Source organism: Mesobacterium hydrothermale (genome assembly GCF_035818635.1).
GTDB lineage: Bacteria > Pseudomonadota > Alphaproteobacteria > Rhodobacterales > Rhodobacteraceae > Mesobacterium_A > Mesobacterium_A hydrothermale.
This window is the reverse complement of record NZ_JAYLLH010000019.1, coordinates 25,541-38,084: the sequence shown is the minus strand read 5'-3', so window position 1 is coordinate 38,084 and position 12,544 is coordinate 25,541. Positions and strand designations below refer to the sequence as shown.

General features: G+C 65.0%; 13 protein-coding genes. 4 read left to right on the top strand and 9 right to left on the bottom strand.

Going from position 1 to position 12,544, the window contains the following annotated elements; all coding sequences use genetic code 11:
* Positions 1 to 26: 26 nt before the first annotated feature.
* The 3 genes from VK792_RS13355 to VK792_RS13345 all read right to left on the bottom strand — a co-directional run bounded on the left by VK792_RS13355 (position 27) and on the right by VK792_RS13345 (position 2,702).
* Positions 27 to 1,367 (bottom strand): 8-oxoguanine deaminase, encoded by a 1,341-nt coding sequence (locus VK792_RS13355; RefSeq protein WP_326298012.1) that lies wholly within the window; start codon positions 1,365 to 1,367, stop codon positions 27 to 29.
* Between the two features lie 108 nt (positions 1,368 to 1,475).
* On the bottom strand, positions 1,476 to 2,267 hold the full coding sequence (gene hisN / locus VK792_RS13350; RefSeq protein WP_326298010.1) for a histidinol-phosphatase: 792 nt from the start codon (positions 2,265 to 2,267) through the stop codon (positions 1,476 to 1,478).
* Positions 2,268 to 2,327: 60 nt separating this feature from the next.
* Positions 2,328 to 2,702, bottom strand: coding sequence for a helix-turn-helix domain-containing protein (locus VK792_RS13345; protein ID WP_494337874.1), 375 nt, complete (start codon positions 2,700 to 2,702; stop codon positions 2,328 to 2,330).
* 293 nt (positions 2,703 to 2,995) lie between these two features.
* Here VK792_RS13345 and VK792_RS13340 point away from each other — a divergent pair, with 293 nt between their 5' ends.
* On the top strand, positions 2,996 to 3,955 hold the full coding sequence (locus VK792_RS13340; RefSeq protein WP_326298009.1) for an NADPH:quinone oxidoreductase family protein: 960 nt from the start codon (positions 2,996 to 2,998) through the stop codon (positions 3,953 to 3,955).
* Between the two features lie 13 nt (positions 3,956 to 3,968).
* Here VK792_RS13340 and VK792_RS13335 read toward each other — a convergent pair whose 3' ends face one another.
* From VK792_RS13335 to VK792_RS13320, 4 genes are all read right to left on the bottom strand, one after another.
* Positions 3,969 to 5,546, bottom strand: a complete 1,578-nt coding sequence (locus VK792_RS13335; RefSeq protein WP_326298007.1) for a zinc-binding metallopeptidase family protein — start codon at positions 5,544 to 5,546, stop codon at positions 3,969 to 3,971.
* 33 nt (positions 5,547 to 5,579) lie between these two features.
* Complete coding sequence (locus VK792_RS13330) at positions 5,580 to 6,236, bottom strand: DUF1353 domain-containing protein (RefSeq protein ID WP_326298006.1); 657 nt, start codon at positions 6,234 to 6,236, stop codon at positions 5,580 to 5,582.
* Positions 6,237 to 6,259: 23 nt separating this feature from the next.
* Positions 6,260 to 7,000: a DUF1353 domain-containing protein gene (locus tag VK792_RS13325; protein WP_326298005.1), complete on the bottom strand. Its 741-nt coding sequence runs from the start codon at positions 6,998 to 7,000 to the stop codon at positions 6,260 to 6,262.
* A gap of 85 nt (positions 7,001 to 7,085) precedes the next feature.
* Positions 7,086 to 7,490 carry a secondary thiamine-phosphate synthase enzyme YjbQ gene (locus tag VK792_RS13320; RefSeq protein ID WP_326298004.1) on the bottom strand — a complete coding sequence of 135 codons (405 nt, stop codon included), beginning with the start codon at positions 7,488 to 7,490 and terminating at the stop codon, positions 7,086 to 7,088.
* Positions 7,491 to 7,577: 87 nt separating this feature from the next.
* On the opposite strand from VK792_RS13320, the gene yghX reads away from it, so the two are divergent.
* On the top strand, positions 7,578 to 8,483 hold the full coding sequence (gene yghX, locus VK792_RS13315) for a YghX family hydrolase (RefSeq protein WP_326298003.1): 906 nt from the start codon (positions 7,578 to 7,580) through the stop codon (positions 8,481 to 8,483).
* Positions 8,484 to 8,570: 87 nt separating this feature from the next.
* Here the strand turns inward: yghX and VK792_RS13310 are convergent, their stop codons facing one another.
* Positions 8,571 to 9,200, bottom strand: coding sequence for a lysoplasmalogenase (locus VK792_RS13310; RefSeq protein ID WP_326298002.1), 630 nt, complete (start codon positions 9,198 to 9,200; stop codon positions 8,571 to 8,573).
* A gap of 93 nt (positions 9,201 to 9,293) precedes the next feature.
* On the opposite strand from VK792_RS13310, the gene VK792_RS13305 reads away from it, so the two are divergent.
* Positions 9,294 to 10,319, top strand: a complete 1,026-nt coding sequence (locus VK792_RS13305; protein WP_326298001.1) for an alkane 1-monooxygenase — start codon at positions 9,294 to 9,296, stop codon at positions 10,317 to 10,319.
* 47 nt (positions 10,320 to 10,366) lie between these two features.
* Positions 10,367 to 10,765 carry a hypothetical protein gene (locus VK792_RS13300; protein ID WP_326298000.1) on the top strand — a complete coding sequence of 133 codons (399 nt, stop codon included), beginning with the start codon at positions 10,367 to 10,369 and terminating at the stop codon, positions 10,763 to 10,765.
* Between the two features lie 92 nt (positions 10,766 to 10,857).
* Here the strand turns inward: VK792_RS13300 and xseA are convergent, their stop codons facing one another.
* Positions 10,858 to 12,396 (bottom strand): exodeoxyribonuclease VII large subunit, encoded by a 1,539-nt coding sequence (gene xseA / locus VK792_RS13295; protein ID WP_326297999.1) that lies wholly within the window; start codon positions 12,394 to 12,396, stop codon positions 10,858 to 10,860.
* Positions 12,397 to 12,544 lie beyond the last annotated feature (148 nt).

The following is a 12,544-nucleotide window of genomic DNA, read 5'->3' as shown; positions in this document are numbered from 1 at the left end:
CACTCCCCTCAAGTGGACTGGCACCACTATAGCGACTCGGCCAGACGGTGTGCCAACCGGTTTTGCCGTTCGATCAGGATCGGCAAATCAATGCCGGTCATCTGCCCGTCCCAAACCACCGCGCGGCCTTCGACAAACAAGTGCTTCACCCGCATCGGACCGGCCAGCAACAGCGCCGCCGGATCCCAGCTTCCCGCGCTTTCCACACCGGTCACGTCCCAGATCGCGATATCGGCGCGCTTGCCCACGGCGATCTGGCCGCAATCGTTCCGCCCCAGTACCTGCGCCCCGCCCCGCGTGGCGATTTCCAGCGCCTCGCGCGCGCTCATCGCATCGGCCCCCCGGCTGACCCGCTGCAACAGCATCGCCTGACGCGCCTCGGCAATCAGGTTGCCGCTGTCATTGCTGGCCGATCCATCGACGCCCAGACCGACCTTGACGCCTGCATCGCGCATGGCGCGCACCGGGGCAATCCCGCTGCCCAACCGGCAGTTGGAACAGGGGCAGTGCGCCACGCCGGTGCCGCTGCGCGCAAACAGGTCGATTTCCTGTCCGTCGAGCTTCACGCAATGGGCGTGCCAGACATCCGGCCCGGTCCAGCCCAGGTCTTCGGCATATTGGCCGGGGCGACAGCCGAACTGCGCCTCGCTATAGGCGATGTCCTCGTCGTTTTCGGCCAGGTGCGTGTGCAACGTGACCCCCTTGTCCCGCGCCAGCAGCGCGGCGTCGCGCATCAGGTCGCGGCTGACGGAGAACGGCGAACAAGGCGCAAGCCCGACCCGCACCATCGCACCCTCCGACGCATCGTGAAAGGCATCGACCACCCGGATACAGTCCTCCAGGATCGCGCGTTCGTCTTCGACAAGGGAATCCGGCGGCAACCCGCCCTTGGATTCTCCGATGCTCATCGAACCGCGCGTCGGATGGAACCGCAGACCGATCTCGCGGGCGGCGGCGATCGTATCGTCCAGCCGCGCGCCGTTGGGATAGAGATACAGGTGATCCGATGTCAGCGTACAGCCCGACAGCGCCAGTTCGGCCAGCCCGACCTGGGCCGAGACGAACATCTCTTCCGGCCCGAAACGCGACCAGATCGGGTAAAGCGTCTGCAACCAGCCGAAAAGCAACGCATCCTGCCCGCCGGGCACCGCCCGGGTCAGGGTCTGGTACAGGTGGTGATGCGTGTTCACCAGCCCCGGCGTCACCACGCAGCCCGCGCCGTCGACCGTGTCTCCGGTGGTGGCCAGCCCGTGGCCCACGCCCGCAATCACCCCGTCGCGGATCAGCACATCGGCCCCGGACAATTCGGTACGGGCGTCGTCCATCGTCAGGACGGTTGTCGCATTTCGGATCAGCAGTTCAGCCATTTGCACACTCCAGTCAGACCCGTTTCGGTTTTGGAATGTGACATTGGCCGACAGAAGACGGGTAAAGGACTCGACCAGGGACCACCCTAGTCGCAGTCCCCCAAGGCATCAACCCGCCTGAAGCAGTGCCAGCGCCCGGGCGTGGATGTCCGGATTGGCAGCGGCCAGCACCTGCCCGCCCATGTGCACCTTGCCGCCCGTCCAGTTGGTGACGATGCCGCCCGCAGCCTCGATCACCGCAATCGGTGCCTGGATGTCATAGGCATGCAATCCGGCCTCGATCACAAGGTCGATCTGCCCCACTGCAATCAACGCATAAGCATAGCAATCGGTGCCATAGCGAGTCAGCTTGCACGCCTGCGACACGCGGGAAAAGGCCGCACCCTCGTCCGGGGTCCCGACCTCGGGGAAGGTGGAAAAGATGATTGCGTCGTCCAGCGTCGCGGTCTGCCGGGTGCCCAGCCCGGTCTGTCCAAGGGGCCCGGTGCAACTTGCCTGCCCCAGCCCGCCGACAAAACGTTCGCCAATATAGGGTTGATCGACGATCCCGAAAATCGGGCCGGTGTCGTCCGACACCGCGATCAGAACCCCCCAGGTCGGCGTGCCGCTCATGAAACCACGGGTCCCGTCGATCGGGTCCAGTACCCAGGTCAGACCGCTGTCACCGGCCGTCTGCCCGTACTCTTCCCCAAGGATTGCGTCCATCGGTCGACGCACCGCCAGCACATCCCGCATCGCCCGTTCGGCGGCACGGTCGGCCACAGTCACGGGATCAAACCCGCCGTCCAACTTGTTTTCAGCCAGAAGCCGCGTACGGAAATGCGGCAGGATTGCCGCGCGCGCGGCATCGGCCAACGCGTGTGCCGTTTCGATCAGGTCTTCGCGTGTCTTGGCGTTCATACTTCCCTGTCCCTTGTGCCCGGGGCTTTACCCCCGGGCTACATCAGGCAAGGCCTGTGCTCAAGCCACGTCTGACAGCACCCGGGCAAGTTCGAACAGGCGACGACGCTGGTTTTCCGGAATCGCGTAATAGGAACGCACCAGATCCAGCGCTTCCTTGTCGCCCATCAGGTCGGCGGGAACGCTGTCGTGGGTTTCCGCGTTTTCGGTGTCAGAGCTTTCAAGCCCGTCGAAGAAAAAGCTGACCGGTACGTCAAGCGCGTCTGCGATATCCCACAGACGCGAGGCGCTGACGCGATTGGCGCCGGTTTCGTATTTCTGGATTTGCTGGAATTTGATTCCGACCCGTTCCGCCAGTTGCTGCTGGGTCACACCAACAAGCCACCGCCGCTGGCGGATACGCTTTCCCACATGTAAGTCTACAGGATGTGCCAAGCGAACTTTCCTCAGTGTTTGTCCTAGCCACCGGCAAAGCACGCAGCCCCGCCGCAACCAGAATGTTTCTTCAGAAGCCGTGCACCCCAACAGCTTGAAACCCGTTATAAGGTATTTTTCTTTTCTGGCAACACGTTGATTTGAGGCAGGGTGTAGAGAAAGTTAAGAATTCAACCAAAGCGCGAAAAATCACTCACATTTCCGTGAACGCGCGGTACGGCACTGTGCCGACACAAGCCATTGAGATACCTACAATTCTCGAAAATGCACAAAACTCCGGGACATTGCAAGACATGAAGGCACTGGTCGTATCGCAACATGACGTTGCCCCGAGGGTGGAAACCCTGCCCATTCCTGACGTTAGCGTAAACAAGATTCGCCTGAAGATCGAAGCCTGTGGCTTGAACTTCGCCGATCTGCTGATGGTCAAAGGCACCTACCAGGATACGCCCGCCCTGCCCTTCACCCTTGGGATGGAGGTCGCGGGAACAATCGACGCGGTTGGTGAGGGCGTCACGCATCTGCACCCCGGCCAACGCGTCGCGGTCTTTGGCGGCCAGGGCGGGCTGGCGGACTACGGCGTGTTCGATGCCGACCGCGCGGTGGTCCTGCCCGACGGGATGAGCGCGGTGGACGCCGCCGCCTTCCAGGTTGCCTATGGCACCAGCCACGTTGCGCTGTCACACCGGGCGCGGTTGCAGCCGGGCGAAACGCTGCTGGTTCTGGGCGCTGCCGGGGGCGTCGGCCTGACAGCCGTTGAAATCGGCAAACTGATGGGCGCCCGTGTGGTGGCCTGCGCCCGGGGCACCGACAAGCTGGCAGTGGCGCAGCATGCCGGGGCCGACCATCTGATCGACGCCACCACACAGGATATCCGCGCCGAGATGAAGGCGCTTGGCGGGGCCGACGTGGTCTATGACCCGGTGGGCGGCGACCAGTTCACCGCCGCCTTCCGCTCATGCCGCCCCGAGGCGCGGATCCTGACCATCGGATTTGCCAGCGGGGACGTGCCGCAGATCAAGGCCAACCACCTGCTGGTCAAGAACCTGACCGTGCACGGGCTTTACTGGGGCGGCTACCTGGGCTTCCGGCCAGAGGTGGTGACGGACAGCCTGGCACAGCTTTTCGCCTGGTACAGCGATGGCCGGTTGAAACCACATGTCAGCCACGCCCTTCCGCTCGACCGCGCCAACGAGGGGCTGGACCTGCTGCGCACGCGCAAGAGCACCGGCAAGGTTGTGATCACGATCTGAACCGGGGCCAGTGTCACCCCGGGATGTGCCAGCCGCGCCCGCGCGGCGTGTCGACGTATTCCGGCCAGCCGAATCCCACGGGCGGATCATAGTCGCAGAGCGGCGGGATATCTGCCTCGGCCTTGCGCGCGACGAACTCGTCCCACGCGGCCTGGCGGGCTGCGTCATCCGTCAGGATGCGCAGCGCCGACCGTGCCAGCACCCGTGCCGCCACCTGCACCATCGGGTCGATCGTCGCGGGGATCCCGCCAAGCGCATTCATTGCCCAGGCCGGGTACGGTCCGCCCTTCAGCGCAGGACGCGCGATGTAGAACCGCGCGGTCGGCACATGCCAGCACATGTCGGTATAGTCGTCACTGGTCGAATGGCTTTGCGACGGCGGCAGGTCACGGCGCAGGATCGCCTCGGCCTCTTCCGGTGCCACGAGTTGCGTACAGGCGTCGATCAGCGGGTCCGCCACACCTTCGACACCACACGCCCGCTGCACCTGCCGCATGACGTCCAGCGCGCCGTCGTCCCAGACCGGCGCGCCGACGTCCTGCAACGCGCCCCAGACCACCCGGGCCATGGCGTGATTGGCCAGGCCAGGGCGCGACTTCGACACCCAGTGGCGCTCTACCGTGCAGCCGGTCATCGCCGCGCAATGATCCGCCACGCGGTCCAGCATGCCGGTGATCTGTTCGGCCAGCGCCACATCCGGCACGCGGATCATGTATTGCAGGTCAGCGCACAGCCCCGGCAGGTTGTCGGCCGTCGCCTGGCCGGTGGACAGGATCGCCTCGGACACCGACCAGCCGCCACGATGGGGCAGCATCGAATCCCGCAGGGTGCGCGCGGTCTGGTACATCATCACCAGCGCGTCGTTCGCCCCCGGCGCACGGATGTCCGAATGGCTTTGCGGGATCGGCGCCCCGTCCTTGGCGCCCCATAGATGCGCCTCGTCGCAGCGAAAGCGATAGATCATCGACCAGCCCGCGCCGCAATGCGTGTCCCAGCGCACGGTATTGCACAGCGGCAGCATGTAGAACGGGTGGAACGACAGCATTGCCGCCAAGCCGTCATAGTACCCTTTCGCCGCGTGGATCGGTTTCGACCCGCGCACCTTTTCCGCCGGTTCGCCGGTGAACTGCAGCCCGCCCTTGATGCCATGTTTTTCCATGACGTGCTTGGTCGCCAGCAGGCCGCCCAGGCTGCCGATCCCAAGCCCCGAATGCGGGTCGGTATGTCCAGCCGCCAGCCACGACACGCCGTCGCGCGGCGCGGGTTCGGGGCGCGCCGCCTGGCAGTTGCCGGGCACGGCGTCATATTCGCCGTAAAGGCCCACCACCGGCCCGTCGCCCTTCGACCAGCGGGCGCAGAACGCGGTGGGCATCTCGCCGGACCCTTCCTCGACCTCAAAGCCCTCGGCCCGCAGACGGGTCACGTACCAGTCGGCGGACCGGTATTCGCGCCACGCCGGTTCGGCGAAATCGAAAATCGTCGCGCACCAGTCTGACAGCGCCGCCTTGTGCGCGTCGACCCAAGCGTCGGCCTCTTGTCCCAACAGGTTCTGATCCATCGTGTCCATCGTGCCCCCAGTGTTTCCTGACATTCTGGCCATGTCACGGGGCACAGGGCAAGGGGATCAATCCCTGTCTTGCCCCTCCAGCCAGTGCTCCACCGCCTCGATTTCAGGGTCGGCCTTTTCGGCCCAGCGCAGGAAGTCCGCCAACGCCAGCTTGATCCGTGCCTCGCTGTCGCGGTCGATCAGCTTGCCCGAGGCATCCCAGCGCGGCCCGCTCAGGTAGACGGCGGCGAACATGATCCGGGCACGGTCAGGCGGCGTGCCATTCACCCGCAGCGCGTCGTAGAGCATCCGGTGGACTTGTGGCCAAGGGCGCGAATGATAGGTCGGCAGCGCCTCGTTGCCTTCGCCGCAATAGGCATCGTGCAAGGTGGCCGCCAGAACGTAATCGCGGCTTTGCCGGTCGCCCAGCAACGGTTCCAGAAAACGGGGGATCGTCGCGCCATCGGTCAGCGTGCCGGCCGGCGCGGTCCAGACCACCCCGTCGGGACCGACAAAGCGCAGCGCATGCGCGGTATGCAGGAACGCCTCTTCTTTTCCCGGCAGGTAAACCGGCGCCCCGGTCAGATCGAGCGGCGTACCGTCGAACCGGCAACGGTCAGCGCCCGCCACATCGGTGCAGCGCGTCTCTCCGGGGGACGGTTGCAGCACATAGGCCGCGCCCACAGCGGCAAAGGCCAACAGCGCAAGACCGATCCGCCGCCGCAGTCTGACCATCGCCGTTCCTTTCGTTGCAGCCCTCAGGCCCGGTCCGCGAACAGCGCCTCCCAGTCGGGCTCTGCCTGGGTGCCGTTGCGCAGCGCGGCTTCGCGGCCCCGCATCCATTCCTCGATCCGGTCAACCGACGGATCGGCGCCGTCCAGCCATTTCAGGCACCATTCCAGTTCCTGCTGCAGCGCCGCTACGCTCACCCTGTCCAGCGACCGTTCCGGGTCGTTCCAGCGCGGCCCGCCCAGGTAGACGGCGGCGAACATGATCTTGGCTTTCGCCGGCGTGGTGCCGTTGACCAGAAGCGCCTCGTAGAACATCCGGTGCACCTCGGGCCAGGGCCGGGTCTGGAAGGTTTCCAGCGCGTCGTTGCCGATCCCGCAATAGGCATCGTGCAGCGCCGCCGCCAACAGGTATTCGCGACTTTGCCGGTCGCCCACCAGCGGTTCGAAGTAAGGCGGGATCGTTGCGCCATCGGTCAGCGTGTTGGGCGGCGCGATCCAGACGGTGCCGCGCGCGTCAATGAATTCCAGCGGCGCCTGCGTGGGAAAGAACGCCTGCTGCTTCGGCGGCAGGAACACCGGCGTCCCGGCGATTTGCAGCGGTGCGCCCAGGAACAGGCAGCGGCCCTTTTCCGGCACCCCGCCACAGCTGAGCGCCGGCGGCACCGGGAACGCCCAGTACCCGAGCCCGGCCAGCACCACCACCGCACCGCCCCCGATCAGAAGGGTCTTGCGCGCGCGCTTAAAACGCGAGGAAGGGGTGTCTGTCATGGCACTGGCATTCCGGCTCTGTTTCGCTACACCTGCATGGGTTTCTTCACGATTTCAACGGTTTTCGCGCGTCCCCTGCCCGGGATCAGCCCAGGTGGGCAACAACCTGGCGTTGGTGCGGGGCGCTGCGATGTTCGAACAGGTATATCCCCTGCCAGGTGCCCAGCGCCATGCGCCCGCCCTGCACCGGGATCGACAGCGACACCGGCAGCAGCGCCGCCTTGATATGGGCGGGCATGTCGTCTGGGCCTTCATAGGTGTGGGTCAGATAGGACATCGACGGGTCGGTCGTGGGCGGCACCAGCCGGTGAAAGAACGCGCGCAGGTCGGATTTCACCTCGGGGTCGGCGTTTTCCTGGATCAGCAGGCTGGCCGAGGTGTGGCGCACGAAAAGCGTCAGCAGCCCGTCGCCCTCTACCCAGCGCGCCACCTGCCGGGTAAATTCATACAGGCCCTGCCCGTCTGTCGGAATCGTGAAAGTCGTCTGCATGTTTTCGCTGTGGTCCTGTCAGGGTTTCCCCCTATCCTTTCGCAAGGACCCGTCCGCAGCAAGGCGGTCCTTTCAGGGAGAGACACGATGAACGACCAGACCCCACCGCGCCGCATGACCGCGGCAGATTTCGATCAGGAACTTCTGGACCTTTACGACTTCTACGCCCATGGCAAGATCACCAAGCGCGAATTCCTCGACCGTGCCGGGAAATTCGCGGTTGGTGGCGTGACCGCGCTGGCGCTGCTGAACATGCTGTCGCCGGATTACGCCCTGGCCCAGCAGGTCAGCTTTACCGACCCCGACATCCTGCCGGAATACATCACCTACCCCTCGCCCAACGGCCACGGGCAGGTCCGCGGCTACATGGTGACCCCGACAGGCGTGGAAGGTCCGGCCCCGGCTGTCGTTGTCATCCATGAAAACCGTGGCCTGAACCCCTATATCGAGGACGTCGCCCGCCGCGTCGCCAAGGCCGGGTTCATCGCGCTGGCACCCGACGGTCTGACCAGCGTCGGCGGCTATCCCGGCAATGACGCCGAAGGCCGCGACCTGCAACGTACGGTCGACCGCGAAAAGCTGATGAACGATTTCTTCGCCGCGTATGAGTGGCTGGCCGCGCATGAAGCGACGACCGGCAAGGTTGGCTGCGTCGGCTTCTGCTATGGCGGCGGGGTCTGCAATGCGCTTGCGGTGGCCTACCCCGAACTCAGCGCGTCGGTTCCGTTCTATGGCCGGCAACCGAACGCCGCGGACGTTGCGCGCATCCAGGCTCCGCTGTTGCTGCATTACGCCGAACTGGACACCCGTGTGAACGAAGGCTGGCCCGCCTACGAGGCTGCGCTGAAAGAAAACGCCAAGGCCTATACCGCCCATATCTACCCGGGTGTGAACCACGGTTTCCACAACGATTCCACACCGCGCTATGACAAGGCCGCGGCCAAGCTTGCGTGGGACCGGACCGTGGCGTTTTTCGACGAACACTTGCGTTGAACGACGTTTTCTAAAGAAAAGTCGAGAGGGGGCGTTGCCCCCTCGGCCTGCGGCCTCACCCCCAGGATATTTTGGGCAAGATGAGGATCAGGGCAGGAACGCCAGAACAAACAGCGCCTGCGCGCCCCAGTAAAGCAGCCAGAGCAACCGGTCGGCCCAGCGCCCGCGGTTGATGCCGAAGAGTTGCTCGCCCAGGATCATGTCCGACGCAACAAAGGCGAAGGCCGCGCTTTGAACCAGCAGATGCCCGGACCCGAGCGCCAGCGCGGCCAGTCCCATCAGGCAGATCACACCGGCATAGACCGCCACGGGCGCCGCCAGCGCCCCGGCCCCGGACACGAACCGGCGCCCCGCAACAATGGCCGCCCCCACAAGCCCAGCCGCCAGAAGAGCCGGAACAACCGTACCCAGCGCCGCCGGATGCGCACCGGTCTGTACAAAAAGCCCGATATAGGCGCCGTGACCCAGTGCAAAACTGGCCATGCCGGCCAGAAACATCCGTTCTGACGGGCGCGACAGGGCAAAATCACCAAAGGCCGACGCCACAAGCGCCGCCACAAGCAGCCCCGGCGCCCCGCCCCACCATGCAGCCATCGCCAGGGCCGCGGTCGACGTGGTCTTGACCGCTGTCTTCAAAGCGCTGTCGTGGCGCCAGCAGAACGCCGAGCCATAGGCCAGCGCCGCAAACGCCGCGATACCACCGAATACCCAGACCATGCCACGCCTTTCCCGGAATTGCCCCGCTTTGGTCCTATCGGTGGCGGAAAGACCGGCTATGTTCAAGCGACAGACAAAAGGACGACACATCGCATGATCCGCTTCGGCGCAGTGACCCTGACCATGGTGGCGCTTTTGGCACTTGCGCTGACCGTGGGCGGCGCATGGTCGGGCCTGGCACTGGCCTATATCACCCTTTTCACCTTCCTGATGGACAAGATCGCCGCACTGGCAGCGCCAGAAGCCCCGGACAGCGCCGAGTTTCCCGCCGCCGATCCCCTGTCGGTTGCACTGGCGTTGGCTCAATTCCCGCTGCTGTTCGGCGGGATCCACGTGCTGAGCCAGACCGCCACCGGCACCACGCAAAAGGCTCTGATCTTCGTCGCGCTCAGTCTGTTTCTTGGTCAGGTCGGAAATTCAAACGCACATGAACTGATCCACCGGTCCAACCGATGGTTTCACCGGCTGGGCGTCGCGGTCTATTGTTCTGTTCTTTTTGGCCACCACGCTTCGGCCCACGTCCGGGTGCATCACATTCATGCCGCCACCGATGCCGACCCGAACTCCGCGCGCCATGGCGAAAGCTTCTGGCGCTTCGCGCTCAGGGCATGGCACGGTTCGTTCCGCGAAGGCTGGCGCGCCGAGGCCGCCCTGCGCAAGCGGAGCGCCAAGGCCGGTCTGCACCCCTATGTCACGTATGCCCTGGGCGCACTCGTTTCAGGGGCGCTCGCCACGGCGGTGGCGGGCCTGCCCGGCCTGTTGTGGCTGCTCGCACTGTCGTCTTATGCCCAAGCGCAACTCTTGCTCTCGGACTACGTCCAGCACTATGGCCTGCGCCGCACAAACCGCGCCGACGGTCGCCCGGAACCGGTCGGCCCCGCGCACAGCTGGAACGCGCCACACTGGTTTTCCTCGGCCCTGATGCTGAACGCCCCCCGGCATTCCGATCACCACGCACATCCCGGCCGCCGCTATCCGGCGCTGGAACTGCACCCGGCATCAATGCCTGTGTTGCCCTACGCGCTGCCAGTGATGGCTGTCATCGCGCTTGTCCCACCGCTTTGGCGCCGCGTGATGGATCACCGGGCGCGAAAATGGGCTGGCACAACGCAGATGTGACCGCCGATACAGTTCCGAAAACCACGCGTTTCTGTCAGACTGATCCCATGACACGTATCATCGCCTTCGCCCTGACCCTTCTGACCGCCCTGTCCGCGCAAGCGGCAGAGCCGCTTTCAGCCAGCGAGTTCGAATCCTATGTCACGGGCAAGACGCTCTATTTCGGACAGGATGGCCAGGCCTACGGGGTCGAGGAATACCTCGACAATCGCCGCGTGCGCTGGTCATTCCTCGATGGCAAGTGCAAAGACGGCTTCTGGTACGAAGACGCCGGCCTGATCTGCTTCATCTACGAAGACACGCCAACTCCTCAGTGTTGGAGCTTTTATCGCGAAAGCGGCGGGTTGCGCGCGATTTTTGCCAACGATCCCACGGCCACGATACTCTATGAGGCGCGCCAGAACGACGAACCGATGATGTGCCTCGGCCCGGATGTCGGGGTCTGATCTCTTTCATCTTTCTCTAAGTACTCAAAAGGCCGCACTGTATGACAAGCGTCGCGTTTTGAGTATTTTTGGAAAGATGAAAGCCAGGAACGTCAGAACAGTGATCCCTGTTCGGGTTTGTCCATGACCTGCTTCGATTTGCGCACGGCCCCGCCGATTTTCATTCGACCATCGGCAAACTGGATCTCAAGTCCCGAAGCGGCTTCTGCATCCACTTTGGTGGTCACCACATGGCCATCGCCGCGCACAACGGCAAAGCCGCGCTCCAGCGTGGCCTCATACCCCAGCGTTTCATGCAGCCGTCCGAGCGCAGCCAGGCGGTCGCGCGGCCCCTTGACCTGAGCCTGCCCCGCCTCCGCCAGGCGCCGGGACAGCCCTTCCAGCTGGTTCTTGCCGACCGCGATTTCGCGCAGGATCGGGCGCGGTGTCAACCGGTCGGCGCGTCGGCCCAGCGCTTCCGTCTTGGCAGAGATCACCCGGCTCAACCCAGGCGCCAGCCGCACGCCGGTTTCCCGCAGACCTCTCACCTCTGCCGCCAGCGCTCGGGTCAAGAGGCCCGGACGCAAGCTGCCCGATGTTTCGGACAGCGTGACCCGGCGGCGATCGACGCTCCCGCGCAATGCCTTGGGCAGGCGGTCTGCCAACAGATCGAACCGCTGCGAAGGTCCGTCCAGCAAGGTTTGCAACCGCGGCAACCCGCGCGACAGGTCCCGCAGCCGTTGCCCGCGCCGGTCCAGCCCCTGGCCCAAGGCCCGTCGCATCCGTGCTTCGGCCTCACCCACCCACGACAACAGGTCCAGCCGAACGGGTACGGCGATTTCCGCCGCTGCCGTCGGTGTCGGCGCCCGCCGGTCCGCCGCGAAGTCGATCAGCGTGGTATCGGTCTCATGCCCGACGGCGGATATCAGCGGGATCTCGGATGCCGCCGCCGCGCGCACAACGATTTCCTCGTTGAACCCCCACAGGTCTTCGACCGAACCACCGCCCCGCGCAACGATAATCAGGTCGGGTCTCGGCAGCGCGCCCCCCGGCGAAAGCCGGTTGAATCCGGCAATCGCCCGGGCCACGTCGGGCGCGCAGGCCGCCCCCTGCACGGCCACTGGCCAGATCAGCACCTTGCGCGGGAACCGGTCGCGCAACCGGTGCAGGATGTCCCGGATCACCGCCCCCGAGGGCGAGGTCACCACGCCGATAATCTCGGGCAAATACGGCAAGGCCTTCTTGCGCTCAGTCGCGAACAGCCCCTCCGCCGCCAGCGCCGCCTTGCGCTTTTCCAGCATGGCCATCAGCGCCCCCATGCCCGCAGGCCGGATATCGTCGATCACGATCTGGTATTTCGACTGTCCCGGGAACGTGGTCAGCCGCCCCGTGGCGATCACCTCCATCCCTTCCTCGGGTTGCTGGTCCAAACGCGCCGCCACACCCTTCCACATCACCCCGGAAATCACCGACCGGTCATCCTTCAGGTCCAGGTAGACATGCCCGGAACGCGGTCGGCTGACGCGCCCGACCTCGCCGCGCACGCGCACGAATCCGAACTCGCCCTCGATCACCCGTTTCACCGCACCCGACAATTCAGAGACGGTGAATTCCGGGGCGTTCCCGGTCGTGCCTTCGTCGATCAGATCCATGACGCCTCGCTTGCCCTTGCCTGCCCGCCTACCGTAAAGGAGGCTGCGACGAAGCAAAACCGCCTCCTGCTTCTTCTGGCGGAAAATATCCCGGGGGTCCGGGTGCAGCGCCCCCGCTCCGCCGCAGGCGGACGGCGATCACAGACAA